At 69.9% G+C, this 16,353-nt stretch carries 16 protein-coding genes and 1 pseudogene; 7 read left to right on the forward strand and 10 right to left on the reverse strand.

Annotation, left to right across the window (positions count from 1 at the left end; genetic code table 11):
• Positions 1-114 precede the first annotated feature (114 nt).
• The 5 genes from CHF15_RS22905 to CHF15_RS22920 form a co-directional block, all read right to left on the reverse strand.
• Positions 115-522, reverse strand: a complete 408-nt coding sequence (locus tag CHF15_RS22905; protein ID WP_089225782.1) for a hypothetical protein — start codon at positions 520-522, stop codon at positions 115-117.
• Positions 523-605: 83 nt separating this feature from the next.
• Positions 606-1,352: a hypothetical protein gene (locus CHF15_RS22910; protein WP_245938979.1), complete on the reverse strand. Its 747-nt coding sequence runs from the start codon at positions 1,350-1,352 to the stop codon at positions 606-608.
• 376 nt (positions 1,353-1,728) lie between these two features.
• A complete protein-coding gene (locus tag CHF15_RS22915; protein ID WP_245938980.1) occupies positions 1,729-2,154 on the reverse strand; it encodes a hypothetical protein in 426 nt (141 codons plus the stop codon).
• Positions 2,091-2,408, reverse strand: a complete 318-nt coding sequence (locus CHF15_RS45030; protein WP_179279907.1) for a hypothetical protein — start codon at positions 2,406-2,408, stop codon at positions 2,091-2,093. The genes CHF15_RS22915 and CHF15_RS45030 overlap by 64 nt, the downstream gene beginning before the upstream one ends.
• A 99-nt stretch (positions 2,409-2,507) precedes the next feature.
• Complete coding sequence (locus CHF15_RS22920) at positions 2,508-3,425, reverse strand: DUF6891 domain-containing protein (protein WP_089225735.1); 918 nt, start codon at positions 3,423-3,425, stop codon at positions 2,508-2,510.
• Between the two features lie 138 nt (positions 3,426-3,563).
• On the opposite strand from CHF15_RS22920, the gene CHF15_RS22925 reads away from it, so the two are divergent.
• Positions 3,564-3,800 carry a hypothetical protein gene (locus CHF15_RS22925; protein ID WP_143681618.1) on the forward strand — a complete coding sequence of 79 codons (237 nt, stop codon included), beginning with the start codon at positions 3,564-3,566 and terminating at the stop codon, positions 3,798-3,800.
• A 29-nt stretch (positions 3,801-3,829) separates the two neighbouring features.
• Here the strand turns inward: CHF15_RS22925 and CHF15_RS22930 are convergent, their stop codons facing one another.
• The 5 genes and pseudogenes from CHF15_RS22930 to CHF15_RS45810 form a co-directional block, all read right to left on the reverse strand.
• Positions 3,830-4,159, reverse strand: a complete 330-nt coding sequence (locus tag CHF15_RS22930; protein WP_089225737.1) for an immunity 53 family protein — start codon at positions 4,157-4,159, stop codon at positions 3,830-3,832.
• Positions 4,160-5,125: 966 nt separating this feature from the next.
• Positions 5,126-5,440, reverse strand: a complete 315-nt coding sequence (locus tag CHF15_RS44455) for a hypothetical protein (RefSeq protein WP_143681619.1) — start codon at positions 5,438-5,440, stop codon at positions 5,126-5,128.
• A 239-nt stretch (positions 5,441-5,679) separates the two neighbouring features.
• Positions 5,680-6,195: a hypothetical protein gene (locus CHF15_RS22940; RefSeq protein WP_089225739.1), complete on the reverse strand. Its 516-nt coding sequence runs from the start codon at positions 6,193-6,195 to the stop codon at positions 5,680-5,682.
• A gap of 573 nt (positions 6,196-6,768) precedes the next feature.
• Positions 6,769-6,939, reverse strand: a pseudogene (locus tag CHF15_RS43960) (IS701 family transposase); the annotation flags it as partial.
• Between the two features lie 317 nt (positions 6,940-7,256).
• Positions 7,257-7,493, reverse strand: coding sequence for a hypothetical protein (locus tag CHF15_RS45810; RefSeq protein WP_245938981.1), 237 nt, complete (start codon positions 7,491-7,493; stop codon positions 7,257-7,259).
• Between the two features lie 73 nt (positions 7,494-7,566).
• Here CHF15_RS45810 and CHF15_RS22955 point away from each other — a divergent pair, with 73 nt between their 5' ends.
• The 6 genes from CHF15_RS22955 to CHF15_RS22980 all read left to right on the forward strand — a co-directional run bounded on the left by CHF15_RS22955 (position 7,567) and on the right by CHF15_RS22980 (position 16,137).
• Positions 7,567-7,917 (forward strand): ankyrin repeat domain-containing protein, encoded by a 351-nt coding sequence (locus CHF15_RS22955; RefSeq protein WP_322975698.1) that lies wholly within the window; start codon positions 7,567-7,569, stop codon positions 7,915-7,917.
• Between the two features lie 179 nt (positions 7,918-8,096).
• Positions 8,097-8,909 carry a tetratricopeptide repeat protein gene (locus CHF15_RS22960; RefSeq protein WP_179279920.1) on the forward strand — a complete coding sequence of 271 codons (813 nt, stop codon included), beginning with the start codon at positions 8,097-8,099 and terminating at the stop codon, positions 8,907-8,909.
• A gap of 296 nt (positions 8,910-9,205) precedes the next feature.
• Positions 9,206-9,739, forward strand: a complete 534-nt coding sequence (locus tag CHF15_RS22965; RefSeq protein ID WP_245938982.1) for a DUF4262 domain-containing protein — start codon at positions 9,206-9,208, stop codon at positions 9,737-9,739.
• 151 nt (positions 9,740-9,890) lie between these two features.
• Entirely contained in the window at positions 9,891-10,367 is a 477-nt protein-coding gene (locus CHF15_RS22970) for a hypothetical protein (protein ID WP_089225743.1), read from the forward strand.
• 252 nt (positions 10,368-10,619) lie between these two features.
• Entirely contained in the window at positions 10,620-14,837 is a 4,218-nt protein-coding gene (locus tag CHF15_RS22975; RefSeq protein WP_089225744.1) for a carboxypeptidase regulatory-like domain-containing protein, read from the forward strand.
• A gap of 499 nt (positions 14,838-15,336) precedes the next feature.
• Entirely contained in the window at positions 15,337-16,137 is an 801-nt protein-coding gene (locus CHF15_RS22980) for an SDR family NAD(P)-dependent oxidoreductase (protein WP_089225745.1), read from the forward strand.
• Positions 16,138-16,353 lie beyond the last annotated feature (216 nt).

Genomic DNA, 16,353 nt, shown 5'->3' on the forward strand with positions numbered 1-16,353 from the left:
TTTTCGCGGGGCAGTGTGGTGGGTGCGCCATCCGGTCGGCGAGCCCGGAGCGGCGGCCGCGGAGACCCAGGGCGGGGGGCGGGGCGGGGCCAGCGTACGGAACCGCGCGGCGCCTCACAGCGGTCGAAAGCCTGCCACGATCTGGTGCGCGTACTGATCCTCCGGGCCAAGGTCCTGGGCCACGCGATCGGCCTCCTGGACCCGATCGCTCTCGCACAGCAGCCGGACGAGGACGTAGAGAGCATGACGGTCGCCGTCTTCGGCGCGGCTGCGCAATGCCGCTGTCATCCCCCGCTCGCCGAGTGAGCTGTTGAGTCTCCGGCGTGCGTGGACATCCGTGCGCGCGAGTTCCGCGAGCTCCGAGAACCGCTCCGCCCGAACGAGCAGATGCATGTGCCACAGATGGTTGTTGTGCCTGTAGTGATCGCGGGAGTAGCACTCGGCGTGGGCACTCGCCAACGCGATGGCCGCATCCCAATCGCGGGCCTCTTCCGCTGCCCGGGCCTGCTCGAACCACTCCACTGGGCCAGTGTCGCGCAGGTCCGCGCCGTGCGGCGTGGCGGTGCCCGTCCAGGTAGGAAGGGGAGCCACCGGACAGGCGCACGTCAGTGCAGGTCCACCTGGAACCCGTGGCGGTGGTCGGCGGGGCAGGTGAAGATGCGCAGGTCCCCCCACCGGCCGACGACAACGCCTGTCTCGTCGTCGCTGGCCACGGTGAACATGAGTGTCATGGCCGTGCCGCACTCATCGCAGGCGAAGACCATGGGGTGCGTCAGGTGCCAGGTCGGCCAGCCGCCGAGCTTCCAGCCGGCGAGGCGGGTGATGACGTCACCGCCGTCACCGGTCTCGCGGACCAGTTCCTCCAGGCGCGGACGGAGCTCCGCCGGCAGTTCCTCCCGGAAGGGGAAGTCGGTCACACGCTCGGCCGTGATGGCGCACGCCTGCGGCAGGTAGCCGTCCTCGTCGAACCGTGTGGGCGACGGCGGCGGAGTCGTCGTGGGGCTGAGCACGGCGGCGGCACGGCGCCATCGCACCTCCAGCACGGGGCTCACGTCGGCCTGAGGGGCCGGAGGATCCCAGTGTTCATTGGGGCACCAGAGAATCTGCAAGAGGTCGATGCCGGCGGGCCACCAGGAGCCCGGCACGTCGCGTCGGAAGATCTGCGCAACCGGCACCATGGCCGTGGCAGGCGAGCCGGCATCGTCGTTCACGTCGGGCAGGGAGCACTCGGGCCACGGTTCGTCACTCGGCCACAGCAGTGGTCCGCCGATGGAACTGCTCCAGTGGTCGGGCTCTGCACGCTCGGGATGCAAGATGACCGCGTCGCGCGCGTGGGACGCGAGTTCGGGCATCGCGGCGAGTATCGCCTCAGCCGTCGGACGGGTAGTGCGGGTCATCGTGCCTTCCGGTCATCAGGTCATGGAGCGCTCGCAGCGTATAGGCCGGCTGTGACAGTCGCCCCTCGATGACGCCCGTCAACGCGCTCAAGGGCTGCAGAGTGGTGGCGACCCGCTACGACGAGGTGAGCTGCCCAGCCGAGCGGGGACGAGCACGAACTCGTGGAACCGGTCGTCCACACGTACCCAGTCGTGAATCGCCTCATCATCGAGCGCGCTGAGGCAGTGGACGCCGTCAGCGGCACGCAGGCGGTTGAACACCTCCCATTGGAGACTTGCCTCGCGCGCGATGGGCTGGCCCAGTGCGGATCCACCGACTCGCGCAGCGATGTCAAGCTGTGTGCTTGTGCATCACGTCGAGGTAGTGCCGATCACGGTGCGGCACGTGGTTGTCCCGTCCGGGCAGGCTGAAGACCGCGCAGACGTCAGCGGGCTGGGTGAGGATGCTCGACTGCTCGCCGAATGTGAGAGTGCTGTTGACCGCATGCTGGCAGCCAGCGCCGTCGAGGGCGGCGACCAGTTCCTCGCGGAGGACGGTGGCCTCGTAAGCCTCGGAATCAGGCAGGACGAGGGGCGGAAGTTTGGCGGTCGAACCGGGCCAGAGGTTGATCCGGATTCCGCTGACGGCCTGCTGAGTGACCACCAGTTGCAGCCCGTCCCAGGAGTAGGGGTAGCCGTCGACATCGGGCCCCTTCAGGCGGTGGGCCGGGTGCGGGCGCCCCGGGCCGAGAAGGTCTTCAGCCGCGGCCAGGGACATTCCGCAGAACAGGAAGCGATGGCTCCCGCCGCCGACAGCACCCCGCCCAGGTTCTCCGAGCCGGCGGCGGTCGCGATCTCGGCCAAGCGCGGAAGTGCTGCGAAGCTGGCGGTGAAGGCAGTGTCCAGCTGCGGACACAAGTGGTCCATCAGTTCGGACCACACACCGCTGGGATCGGCCTCGAACCGGTCCAAGAGAGCAGGCACGTGCCCTGCTGAACCATACGCGTCGATGAGTGTCGACCAATCCGTCATGCGTTGATCCAACCAGTCGACTCCGGACGGCCACACCTGGCCTTCGGAACGAGGCGTCTCACGACCTCGCCGAACGGGTGCACTCCTTGACGCCGGTCCCTAGCCGATCAGGCGGCGGCGCCAGTCCAGGGGCGTGACGGTGATGGCTCGGCCGGGATCACGGTCCCACTCGGCGTGGAGGTCGACCGCTTCAAGGGCGGCCACGACCTCGTGGCCAATCGCTGCGGTGGTCTCGGTCGAGCCGTCGAAGCCGCCGTAGAGGAGCATCAGTCCGTGGCCGGCCGCGGCGGAGTCCGTGCACTGGGTGTGGAAGTAGACAAAACCGCGGGCATCGGGCTTGCCTTCGCCGCCGATCTCGGACTGTCCGCAGTTGCGGCAGCAGCTGAAGTGCTCGCGGGCTGTGATGCCGGTCTCCTGCAGGGCGGTGAACGCGCGGGTGAGTCGCTCAGGGTCGGTCTCGCCCTGCCATGCGGCTTGCTCCGCGACCCGCTCCAGCCACAACCGGTCGGCCAGCGCCTCGGCCTGGTCGCACGAAACCGGCCGGCGGTCCTCGGTGACCAGGTACTCCTCGGCGAGTTCTGCCAGTTCGGCACGGGTGACGTAACCGCCGACCAGCACCGCGCGGACGCACTTCTCCAGCTCCACGCGCTCGTCTTCGTCGAGGTCGAACGGCGGCACCTCGCGGGCGGGACCCATGTCCAGCAGCGACCAGGCCAGGCCACCGTCCCAACCGGCCTCCTGGCGGGCCCAGCCGGTGATCGCCGCGATCGCGGCTTCGGGTCCGCCGGTCATGGCCTCGAAGTGTCGGTCGGCGGCACCGTCCCGGTACTCCAGCGTGTAGTCACCACCGGACTGGTGCCAGACCTGGGCGAAGACGTCGGGCAGGTCGGGTATCCGCTGGATCACCAGGAACCGGTCACCCTCACCACCGATACGCCGAACCAACCCGGCCAGCTCTTCGGCGGGCACACGCACGTGCCGCTCCCGGTTCTCCGTCTTCACCACGATCTCGAGCATGCGCAGACTCTGGCACACCCCTCTGACTGCAGACCTCCCGGGACCGGCCCGCCTCGAACCCGGGTGATCGGTGTGCAGCTCCCGCGGCTGCGCCGGAATCGTGCACCGGGCCTGATGCCATGCTGGCAGGCTTGGTTCGTGGATCTTTCCGAGGGCTTGCCAGACTGGACGGACTGGGACGGTGCCGCCTTCGTGGTGGGCTGTTCACTGGGGATCTTCGGCGAGTCCGAGGCCTTCACCCGGATCAAATGGGTGTTCTGGACGGACAACCCGTTGGGGAATGCCCTGCATGAGGTTCTTCTGCACCTGGCCACCGCGGGAGTGCTGGAGCGTCGGGAGGAACCGGACGAGCAGTTCCGGTGGTCGATACAGTGACGTCGGACAGGTGGGCGGCCGCCCCGCGCTCACGGCGTGATGGAAGCGCCCGTCCCGCCGCGCACGGTCGCCCAGGCTCTGAACAGTGTGAGGGCCTCGGTCAGGTTGCCGGGCCCACAGGCGGCGTGGAACACCTTCCCGGAGGTCCAAGCCATTACCCAGTCATGGTCACTCCGAATGACCTGCCGTCGGGGGTACTCCCGATCCGCCAGGTCGGTCTCCTCAAGATCGATCTTGATGGACCAGCCCGGGTTGTCGAGCGTCCCGATCGCCACGCCCCATTCGTGCTCCCAGTCACCATCGCACTGCGAGCCATACCAGCGCTGCACCCAGTCAAGAACGTGCTCGGATCCGGACATGGACGCAGGCTATGCGAACAGCCGGTGAACCGAGGAGCCGGTATGCCTTCACGGTCACCGTTGCAGGTGGCAAAGCAGGACGTATCTCACGACCGCGGCGAGTGAGCGATCAGTCGGCAACGAGGACGGCGGAAAAACTCACAACGGGGCAGCCGCCGAGCATGCGTGCCAACGCGCACCGCTGGCGCCCGGTCGAGCGGCGGTCGTATGAGGGCTTGGCTGGCCAGCTCGGCAATCAGGGTGGGTAGCGTCTGCCCCCGTGGCATGATGACGGTGTGATCCTGATCCGAAAGGGCGATGCCGCGTAGGTCGCCCGGCGCGTTGCGCGCCCAGACGCAGTCGGTCCGGGGTGATTCCCGGCGGTTCAGTCAGATATCCGACCTTGGGCGTAGTGCTCAGGGTGCTGTCCGGCGCCTGGAGGCCGAGCGGTTCTGGCCAGGTTGCCTGCGCGATTCCCTCAACCAGTTCGAGCAGTTCCTTCGGCGCCCCGGGCGTTGGCTCTATGTGCCACTCGCGGACTGTCCGTGCCACGATCCGCTGGCCGGCCGGGACAACGTCGAAGCGATCTTGGAGGCCTTGCCTTTGCGCGCCCGCCGTGAGCTTCGGCAGATTGTCGCGCTACTCGACGAGGAATTCGAGCGGCGGACGCTGCCGGATCCTGCGGCGCCCGTCAGATTCGGGGCTGGCTGGTGGCACCGACGTCTGACAGGACGGTAGCCGATGAGCGGGCTCCCATGCATACGAGGCCGGAGCGGCTTTGGTCTGTGGCCTGGCGGTGGCGTCGAGCGCCAGTTTGGAAGATTGAGGCTGCAACCCCTGGGCGGACGTTGACCTGCGGCAGAGTGACCCCGTCACCGGTTCCCGTAAGTCCCCGTTCGGCACCGCCTCACTTGGCACGGGTGTGGCACGCCCGTCCTCCCAATGTGTTCTGTGGGCGGCACGGCCATTGCAGCCTGCTCGACCGATCTAGTGGTGCGGAGGTCCTTGCTGCCATGAGATCGGGCCGGGAACGGTGGCTTCTGCTGAAGCAACTGCCTCCGCGAGCGTGTGGAACCCTTCTGTGGCCGGCCAGAACGGCTGGTCGCAGGCAGGCTGGCCTGGCAGATGCTGGACGTAGTAGAGGCGGCCGTCCTCATTCAAATCCGGTGCCTCTCCAGGCTGCAGGGTTCCGTCCGCCTCGCCGATGGCGTACCAATAGTCGTAGTCCAGCATCCCTATGCGGACTGTCGTTGGCACCGTGCCGTCGTATAGCCATACGCCCATTGCTACGACTGACTTCATGCGGTGATCCTCAACGCATCGGGATTGACCGCCTGCGGTCGTTTCGGGGCTGCGCGAACAGTTCGTCTGGAAGTGGTGAGCTGTGCTCACGACCTGGGCCGATGCGCAACACGCGGCCCGCGACCTATGTCGTTGTGATCGTTGACTGCCATTGTTTGGTCAACGTCGGTTGTCCTCGGACGACCCAGGGACGGCCCGGCTTGGGGCGCGCGCAGCCATCCCGGTGCGCACCTTGGACGCTACGGCCGCTGAGGTCCCTCGGTCTGGTCAGCAGATCGGGCGCTGATGTCAGGGATCGAGCTTCCCTGTATCCGCATCGCGGTTCGTAGTGCTTCGAGCTCGGTTCGCGGGAACGAGCGGCCCCACTGAGCAGCGTAGCCTTCTTCGCCCAGCTCATGCGCGACTTGGTCGAAGGCATGCACAGCCGACCGCGACAGGGCCGAGATCGAGTGCCGCCCCGACCACAAGACGGCACCCGATGCATCCGGCGCCTCGCGGTCTTCAGCCATGGCGAGCCGGATGTCGACCTCGGAGCCGTCTCGATGGAAGAACCACCGGTAGGCCGTTGGTTCCCCCTCGAACTCAGCACGCGTGTACGCATCGCCTTCCACGAGCCTGCAAATCGCGTTCAAGAACTGCTCGGGCCCATCGGTGATGTCAGAGGCGATGACCTTTGATTCGCCTTGATCGTCAGCAACCTTCACGTGGGCCCAGCCTTGGTAGCGCAGGGTCCAAGTGATCGTGAGAGAAGCCATCTCACCCCCTAAGAGACCTGCACCTTAGTCCTCGGGTCGGTGTAGCGGCTTTGGGCAGGAGCCGCCATGGGGCGAGAGATCGGGGCCCGTACGCTGGCGGCGAATCGGGCTGACTCCTCGCCTGCCCGCAATAGCCCGAGGTGGGTCCCGATCTTCGAGGCTCGCCCCACGCTGGCTGCGTAAAGCCGCGGAGCCGACCGCCCGGACCACAGCGGGTTTCTCCTCGGCAACCCCTTCGCCGTCTGACGGGCGGCCGGCGGCCGGGGCGGGGCAGAGACGGGAGCGCGGCCCGAGCCGCAGGGCCGCGCGCCATCGCGCTGTGGGCGGCGGGGTAGAGAAACCTGTAACAGGCCTGGTCGGGCGGCTAGGCGGGTCCAGCAGAGCTATCCAGGCCCCGGTGCAGCCAGTCCGACGTCTGTGTCCATCGGGTCTGGGCAGAGTGCATCCAGTCGGGAGTGGGGTACACGCCGCTGGCCATGGAATGAAAGAACCGGACCATGCCCGAAGTCGAACCGAAAGGTAGTGGCCGGTCCGCGCGCCCACATGACGACTGGCCATGCATCCGGGTCGTCGCCATCGATCAGCATGCAGCAGGTCCTGCATGCCGTCCGGGCTGGCGTCGCCTGCGTGTTCGGCCAGGGTCCAGCAGTTCTTGCGTGGCAGGTCCGACAGGAGCCCGAGTACCAACCGCCGTACCCGGCGACGTGGTTCGACCCTGGCGAACCGGCCTGCTATCCGCCTCATCAGACCCTCGAACGCTTCCATCGGGCGGGTACTACGCTGTCGCCCGAGGCCGCCGCGTGATCATTGGATGTCCACACAACACCTAATGATCATCGGCGGCCTCACCTGCTTGGACGCCACCGGAACCAGTAGTCGAGCCCCTCGACCCGGTAGCGAGCACCCGCGTCGAGCCGCAGTTCGCCCACAAGCCGACGCGCGTCGTCCGGTGCCTGGCGGTGCGGGGCCAGTAGCAGTGTCAGTTCGTCGTAGCGGGCATCGATTCCCCCGTGGCCCGGATGACTCTCAGAGGTGACCGTCCCGGCCTCATAGCGCTGGTTTCACCGGGCGAAGATCGCCCATTGCTCGCGCTCCAGCTCCACCGCGGCCTCGTCGGCGGGCCAGGCACGGTACTCGTTGGCTTCGTGGGCGTGGTCGTAGTCGTCGTTCTGAAAGTAGTGGGGCTTGCCGTCCACGTCAGCGAGGCCGAAGCGGGGGCCGTCGTACCACTCCAACTCGACGTACACACGCTCAAAGCCGTCCGCGATCAGCTGCACTTCGTCCCAGGTCTCCGCCACGTAGGCAGACTACCGACGAGCAGCCTCCGCTCCGTGATCACGATCTACGGCTGGAGTACTAGGCTCCGGCGCCGTGGACGACGGCGAATCGGGCGACATGCCTCCGGTGCATCTGGCCGTGGAGATGGACGACCGTGAGGAATTGACCCGCCTGCTGGATGCGGGCGCCGATCCGGACGAGGTCCATGGCTTCAGCGGCTGGACTCCACTGCTGCGTGCGATCGATGGCGAGGTGGATGGGTCTCTACAGACGGGCAACCCCTTGGATGCGGCAACGACCGCGATTCTCCTTGCGTACGGTGCGGACCCCGAGCGCCCGTCGCCGGATGGACTGACGCCGATGCATCTCGCGTTCCAGACGCGGCACGACTTGGCTGTCCGCCTTTTGGAGGCACACATCGCTCGGCGTCGTGCTGATGCGTGACCGTCTGGCGCCGGCCTTGTGATCGGCAGTCGGCGCACGATCGCGGCCAGTGGCGGGCATACGGGCCGCTACCAGGCCCCGGAGAGACGCTATGGGGCCATCGCGGGACCTTCCAAGTGACACGGCAGACTGCGGAATGGCGCGGGCGAGCGCCGCCGATCGAGGGCGAGGAGAATGCCGTGACCGCAGGAAGGGCGACGCATGATGCGAAGCACGCCGCCCGGCAGCTGCTGGACCTGGGGGCTGATGCTGCAGGGCGACGGAATGCCCGCGAGCGCGTTGCGGCCGTGAAGGCCAAGCTCGTTCCTCTCGCGCGCCAGGGCGACGCGCAAGCACAGACCCTGCTCGGTGCGATCGAGCTGGAGCTGGAAGGCAACCCCCGTGGCGCTCACCCGTGGTTCGAGATGGCTGCTGCGCAGAATGATCCGGCGGGTCAGCGTGGTCTGGGACACCTCTACGCGACGGGGCTGGGGGTGCCGGCTGACCGGGACCGGGCTGTTGAGCTGTTCACGCAAGCCGCCGCGGCCGGTGACGCCTACGCCATGTACAACCTGGCGTCGGCGAACATTCAGGCAGAGGGGCAGTACCTTTCGTTCGACGCCACGGTCACGCATCTGCGGGCCGCTGCGAACCGGGGAATCCCTGCGGCTTGGGCGCGCCTCGGCGATCTCTTCTCCGCTGATGACCAGGACGCAGAGGCGCTTGAGTGCTACGTCAAGGCTGCGGAGGCCGGCCACACAGGGGCCATGAACGCCGCTGCGTGCTGGTACCGGGATGGAACAGCCGGCCAGGTGGACCTGGTCCAGGCGACTCGCTGGTTCCTGACGATGCTCCGGTACGGCAACGGAGATGGAATCCACGAGATCTTTCAGTTCGCCTCCCGCATGTCACCAGAGCAGATACGGCAGGCTGCAAGGCTCGCCGGCGACCCTGCGGCAGCCGAGTCGTTCATCAGCGTGCTGGAAGGGCGCGGCCCGAGAGCGGACACCTGACCACCGCGGCGTTGGCACGCTCTATGGCCGGTGGTCTGCCCGGGCTGGGGTCGGGCATGGCCAGGTGGCCATACGTTGACCGTCAACCGGGCCGGCTCTCACCTGCCCGCGACAAGCTCGATCGGCGCCCTGTTCCCGCACGACACCGGGCCACGGGGACAGGGAGGCCACCGACCGAAGATCGTGTCGATCTGAGCGGCGAAGTCTTCCGGCCTCACGGCCGCGGTCGGGAGCGTCCCTAGTCCTGCTCACTCCCGCCGGATCCGAGGCCGAACCACTCCCGTATCCTCACGGCCATGCCCACCGGTCACGACGCCTGCCACTGCGTTGTCTGCCAGGACAGCCACGGAATGGATCCCCACACCCAGGCGACCGTCGACGTCATCCATCAGCACGGCTGGCAGGTCATGATGATCCCTGCCGACAACCAGGGACCCGGCTGGGCCTACACGATCGGCATGTGGCATCGCCACCGGATGCCCGAGCTTGCGATGTTCGGCCTGGACATCCGCCTGATGCAGACGATCCTCAACGACCTCGGTCGGCGCGCTGTTGAAGGACATCCCCTGGAAGGGGACCAGGAGCGGGACGACGTCACGAGCGTCCCCGTCGTGCTCAAGCCCGTCGACTACCGCTGGTACAGGGCGTTCTTCGGCGCCGCGATCGGCTACTACCGCAAGCCGCCCTTCCCCTTTCTCCAGGTCGTCTGGCCGAACCGCGACGGAGCCTATCCCTGGCAGGCCGGTGGAGAGGACCTCCTCGACCTCCAGCCCCGGCTGGATCTGCACCCCGACGAGCACCCTGCCGGGGTATGGACACAGGACCTGTGAACGACGGGGCCCGCTTGGCTTGTCGTCAAAGGTGGATTCCTACGGCAGCGCCGCTCCTCGGCGATCCTGATCCCCTACGCTGACCGCGAGTCGCGGACGGGCACTTGGACCGGCGAGGCTGGGGCCGGTCGGACGGACAAGGAGAACAGCGGTGGCAGCGACCGGCGTGGTGCCGACGGGCCGATTCTGGCGCTGGTACGGCGCGGCCGCCTTGGCCTCGGGCGTGTTTTTCGCCGTGTTCGTGCAGGGCCTGCTCCAAGCGAAGTGGCAGGTGGAACACCCGGTGGTGATCCCCGGCGACGATTCGCCTGGTGTCGCCGCGAACATGGGAAACCTGATCGCCGTGCCGATATTCGCCGTCGCCGCGATCGGCTGCCTCCTGTTCCCCCTGCTGTGGGGGATCGCCGCGTTCCGCAGTTGGAGGGGCGCGGTGCTGAAGGATCTGCCGGCGATCACCACCGTTCTGCAGTGGGTCGCCCTGCTCTTGGCCCTTCCGGCCGCCATGTCTCTGCCCTACAGCTGGGTCGGCGTCACAGCTCTCGTCGCCGCGGACCTGGTCGCAGTGGGCGTCGTCCTGAGGCCGCGCTGGTCCAGCTGGTCGCGCCGGACAGGCGCTGACCCGGTGTAGCAACTTGGGCCGGCATTGCCTTGGCGGTGCTGATCGTGGCGGGTCGTGCCGGGCTCGTGGACCTGTCATGCGGGAACGCCTTGGGACGGTCTCGCGGACGCGGCGTGAACACGACACGCGGCGCCAAGACGCCAACTCCAGCCATTGACCTGGTTGTCGAGTACACGCGATCTTTCTTCGGCAACCGTCACGTCCTCCGACAACGTCATCGGGTACCGCCCTGTCCACTCCGCCCTCCATCGGAGTCGCCCTGTGCTCATACGCCGTCCCTCACGCCTCCTTTCCAGATCCCTCGGGGCCGCCCCCGCCAAGCCGGCGGGATCCCGGTGGCAACGTGCCACCGGCGCGGCCGCGGCCCTGCTGCTGACCGCGCTCGCCGTCCAACTCCCCCAGCAGAGCCCCGCCGCCGCCGACTCCGGGCCCGCGGGGGAGTCGGAGTCGCTCTGCGGAACCCCGCAGCCCGGGCACTTCGGGTGCTTCGCGGTGCGGCAGGCGGACGGTGCCGGCGGGCGCAGCGCGCGGTCCGCCGCTCCCGAGGGGTTCGGTCCGGCCGACCTGCGCTCGGCGTACGATCTGCCGGCAGAGGGCGGCGCCGGGGCGACCATCGCGGTCGTGGCCGCGTACGACAACCCCAAGGCCGAACAGGACCTGGCCGCCTACCGGGCCCAGTACGGGCTGCCGCCCTGCACCAGCGACACCGGGTGCTTCCGCAAGGTCGACCAGCGCGGCGGGACGGACTACCCGCAGTCCAACGACGGCTGGGCCGGCGAGATCTCCCTCGACCTGGACATGGTCTCGGCCGTCGCGCCGAAGGCGCACATCCTCCTCGTCGAGGCCGACAGCTCCGCCACGGACGACCTGGGCGCCGCCGTCAACACCGCGGTGGCACTGGGCGCCCGCTACGTGTCCAACTCCTACGGCGCCTACTACGACGGCCCGGACCTCGCCGCCCTGGACGCGGCGTACTTCGACCACCCCGGCACCGCCGTGGTGTTCGCCTCCGGCGACTACGGCCACGGCCTGAGCTACCCGGCCTCCTCCCCGTACGTGACGTCGGTCGGCGGCACCTCGCTCAGCAGGAGCGACACCGGTGAGCGGGGCTGGACGGAGACGGTGTGGAGCGGCACGGGCTCGGGGTGCTCCGCGTACCAGCCCAAGCCGGCGTTCCAGACCGGCACCGGGTGCGACCGGCGATCGGTGGCGGACGTCAGCGCCGTCGCCGACCCCGACACCGGCGTGGCCGTCTACAACACCTACTCCGGCGGCGGGTGGGGGGTCTACGGCGGCACCAGTGCCTCCGCCCCGATCATCGCCGGTCTGTACGCGCTGGCCGGGACGCCGGTCGAAGGCACCTACCCGGCCGCGTACCCGTACCGCTCCCCCGGCGCGCTCAACGACGTGACCACGGGCGGCAACGGCCACTGCTCCGACGACGCGCCGTGCGACCCGGACGGCCCGCCCGCGTGCGAGCCCGCGAACAGCTGCACCGCGGGCCCCGGCTACGACGGGCCGACGGGTCTGGGCACGCCGAACGGGGTCGGTGCCTTCCGGCCCGGCCCGCACGGCACCGTGACCGGCAAGGTCACCGACAAGGCCGGCGGCAAACCACTGTCAGGGGCGACCGTACGGCTGGGCGCGCTTTCGGCACTGACCGGGGCCGACGGCCGGTGGTCGCTGGCGGCGCCCACCGGCACCTACACGCTGACGGTCGACGCCTTCGGCTACGCCCGGAAGAACCTGGGCGAGGTCACCCTCGCCGACGGCACGGAGCTGACCCGCAACGCCGCGCTCAGCGCAGTGCCGACCGCCACGGTCTCCGGGACGGTCCGTGACGGCGGCGGACACGGCTGGGGCGTGTACGCCCGGCTGACCGTCGACGGCGTGCCCGGCACCGTCCACACCGACCCGAGGACCGGGCGCTACTCCGTCCGCCTCGAGCGCGGCAAGACGTACACGCTGCGCGCCACCGGCCTCTACCCCGGCTACCGGCCGGCCGAGACGAAGGTCGTGCTCGGGTCCTCGCCGAAGACCGCCGACCTCGCGCTGCCCCTGGTCGGCACCGGCGCCCTGCCTCCCGGCTACGCCGTCGAGTACGGCGGTGGCGGCTTCCAGTCCTTCGACACCGCCGCGAAGCCCGGCGGGTGGAGCATCGTCAACCACACCGACGCCGGGGGCTGGGGGTTCGACGACCCGCTCACCCGCGGCAACCAGACCGGTGGTGACGGCGGCTTCGCCCAGGTCGACGACTACGCCCTCGGCTGGGGCGCGGTCGACACCGAGCTGATCAGCCCGGAGTACGACCTCTCGAAGGAGACCCGGCCGGCGCTGGAGTTCGACACCGCTCTGCCGAGTCTGTGGCGCTTCAACGACCCCACGGCCGACATCGACGTGAGCACCGACGGAGGGAACACCTGGGAGAACCTCTGGCACCACACCGACGTCGTGGAGGGCCCTTCGCACCAGACGGTGCCTCTCAGCGCCTACGCCGGGAAGCCTTCGGTGCGGCTGCGCTTCCACTTCGCGGGCTCGCTGACCGGCATCTGGCAGCTGGACAACGTGGCCGTCGGCACCCGTTCCCTGGTCACCGTGCCCGGCGGGCTGCTGACGGGCCGGGTGACGGACGCCAACACCGGTGCCGGGATAGTCGGTGCGACCGTCTCCGCCGCCAAGGCCCCGCAGGACAGCGGCCGGAGCATCGCCTCGCCGGACGACCCGGCCGTCGGCGACGGGCTGTACTGGGCCTTCTCCTCCCGTACCGGCCGTCAGGAGTTCACCGCCGGGCTGCCCGCCTTCGGATATCCGGCCGGCACGTCCACCGTGAAGGTCGTGGCCGACGCCGTCACCTCCGCGGACTTCGCCCTTCGCCCGTCCCGGCTGAAGGCCTCCCCCGGCGCGGTGGGCGTCACCGTCCCCTGGGGTGAGAAGAAGACCGTCACCGTGAAGGTGCGCAACACCGGCGGCGCCCCGGCCTCTCTCACCGTCGGCGAGCAGGCCGTCGCGGAGACCTCGGCGCGCATGCCGGGGGCGCCCAGGGAGCGGACGGCCGCCAGGCCCGATCCGCTCGACGTCGCGACGGCCACCACCGCGGCTTCGAACGATGGCACCGGGGCGACCTCCGGGCAGGCGTGGCAGCCGCTCGCGGACCTCCCGCAGCCCATGACCGGGGGGATCGCGGCCGCGTACGACGGCGTCCTGTACAGCGGTCTGGGCCAGACGCCTGACGGCCAGTGGACCACCGCCCTGCGCTCCTACGACCGGGCCACGGCGACCTGGAAGGACCTCGCCCCGGCGATCACCAAGCGCAGCGGCGCGGCCTACGGGTTCGTCCGGGGCAAGCTGTACGTCGTCGGCGGCAAGAACCGCGCGGGCACGCCGATCGCCGGCGGCGAGGTCTACGACCCGGCGACCGACACCTGGTCGCGGATCGCCGACGCCCCGAAGGCGTACGGCAATTCGGCCGCGGCGGCGGTGGGCGACCGCCTCTATGTGATCGGCGGCTGCACCGGCGTCTCCTGCGGCACGCGCGACGTCCAGGTCTACGACCCGGCAGCCGACACGTGGTCCGCGGGACCGGCCTACCCCCTGCCGACCTCCTGGCAGAGCTGCGGGACCGTCGACGGGACGCTGTACTGCGCGGGCGGTGTCCACCAGGGCGACGGGCAGCCTCCGCACGCCACGGCCGCCGGCTACGCCCTGGACCGTGCCGCCGGCCGCTGGACGCCGATCGCCGACCCGCCGGTGGACTTCTGGGGTGCCGCGACGGGCGTCGGGGCGGGCCGGCTCATGGCTGCCGGCGGTGTGCTGGTCGGGGCCGGCGCGGTGACCAACGAGGCCTATGCCTACGATCCGGCCGCGAACGCGTGGAGCGCGCTGCCGAACCTGCCGCAGCCGCTGTACGCGGCGGCGGGTGCGCCCGGCTGGTCCGTCGTGGGCGGTCAGAGCGCCGACCGGGTGATGCAGACCTCCGCGCTGGAACTGCCCGGCTACGACGCTCCCCACGGGGACGTGGCGTGGCTGGCGGGGAGGGCGAGTTCCTCATCCGTCGGCGCGGGCAGGACGGCGGAGCTGACCGTCACCGTCGACGCGCGCGCCATGGGGCCGGCCGACGCGGGCGCGCACCGGGCGCTGCTGGTCATCGACAGCGACGGGCCGTACGCCTCCGTCACCGTGCCCGTCACCATGACGGTGGTGGCGCCGCGGGGGTGGACGCACCTGAGCGGCACCGTCAGCGGCGCCGGGCGGCACGGCGGCGGCACGCCGCTGGCCGGAGCCACGGTCCGGGTCGGCAACGGGACGGGCGCCCACACGCTGAGCACCGCCGTCGACGGCACGTACCGGCTGTGGCTCCCGCCGTCCGGAGGCAGCGTCGCGCTCGCGGTGAGCGCCGAGGGTCACCGGCCTGCCGAGCGCACCGTGCGGCCGCGCGGTCGCGAAGCCGTCACCGCCGACGTGGTCCTGACCAGGCGTTAGGCGGGGTCGCAAGCCATGGTGGGGCCGGTCCGGTGGGACCGGCCCCATCGTGCTTGGCGGGTCGTGACGGACACGTGCGGCGGCAGGCGGCCCGGGCCCACGGCAGTGATCGACGGATGCCGCGGGGAGGACCCCGCCGCCCGGCCCGGATGGCCGGCCCCTCATGCCGAAAGGCGTGGGGAAGAGCTTCATCGGCGCCGGGCGGCACGACCCGCGCCGGCTCCTCCCCCGAGCCAGGCAGTGGCCGTGGCGCTCGAGGCGGGTCACGTACTCCGCCTCGGCCGGCTGTGACGGCAGGCCTCTCGCGGGGCACTGGCTACGCCCACTCGACGACGTCCACGGCGTCTCGGCAGGTGCGTCCCGCCGTCGCCCAGACGCGCTCCCCTGCGGCGACGCCAGGGAGAACGCGGCAGACCACTAAGTCTACGGCTGTATACTTGCTCCCATAGCACCACCTGCCCGTGCTGCGGCACGGGAGCAATCCGCATGGGAGCAAGGAATGAACCTCAATCTCGAGGGCAAGCGCGCTCTGGTCACCGGTTCGAGTGCCGGCCTGGGCAAAGCCACCGCGAAGATGCTGGCGGCGGAGGGCGCCGCGGTCGTGATCCACGGCCGGGACAAGGACCGCACGGAGCACGTCGCCGCCGGCATCCGCCGGGCCGGAGGCACCGCCACCACGGTGCTGGGCGACCTGGCCACGGATGAGGGCGCCGCCGCGGTCGCCCAGGCGGCCACCACCGACGGTCCCGTCGACATCCTCGTGAACAACGCCGGCTTCTACCGGCATCTGACCTGGGCGGAGGCGAGTCCGACGGAGTGGGCCGAGGCCTACAACGTCAACGTCGTCTCGGGTGTCAGGATGATCCGGCATCTGGTTCCGGCGATGCGCGAGCGCGGCTGGGGCCGTGTGGTCACGATCGGTGGCGGTCTCGCGTCCCAGCCGATGAACACCCATCCGCAGTACAACGCCACGCTGGCGGCCCGGCACAACCTCGCGGTGTCGCTGGCCCGAGACCTCAAGGGCACCGGCGTCACCTCGAACGTGGTCTCGCCCGGCGCGATCCTCGTCGAAGCGACGAAGGAGTTCGTCACAGCGATCGGCCCCGCCCGCGGGTGGGGTGAGACCTGGGAGGAGGTCCAGCCCAACGCAGTCGAGGCCCTCATTCCGAACGACCGCGGCCGTTTCGGCAAGCCGGACGAGATCGCCGCTGCCGTGGCGTACCTGTGCAGCGACTACGCCGAGTACGTCAGCGGAGCCACGATCCGCGTGGACGGCGGACTGATCCGCTCCGCGTTCTGAGAACCGGGGGCACCGAAGTGGTCCGGGCGCCCTACGGCGCCCGGACTCGGGACACGTGGAGCGGCGGCCCGCACGGCAGGGCGAGCAGGGTAGGAACCGTGCGCCCACCGGGCACGTGGCCGCCGCGCCCGTCGGCACTGCGCCGGGTGCGGGCCGCCGGATCGACTGAACGCTTGACCTGAAGGCCCGCCGTCCCGGCGGGCGCTTAGAGCAAGG

Origin of the sequence: Actinacidiphila glaucinigra (genome assembly GCF_900188405.1) — a bacterium.
Lineage (GTDB): Bacteria > Actinomycetota > Actinomycetes > Streptomycetales > Streptomycetaceae > Actinacidiphila > Actinacidiphila glaucinigra.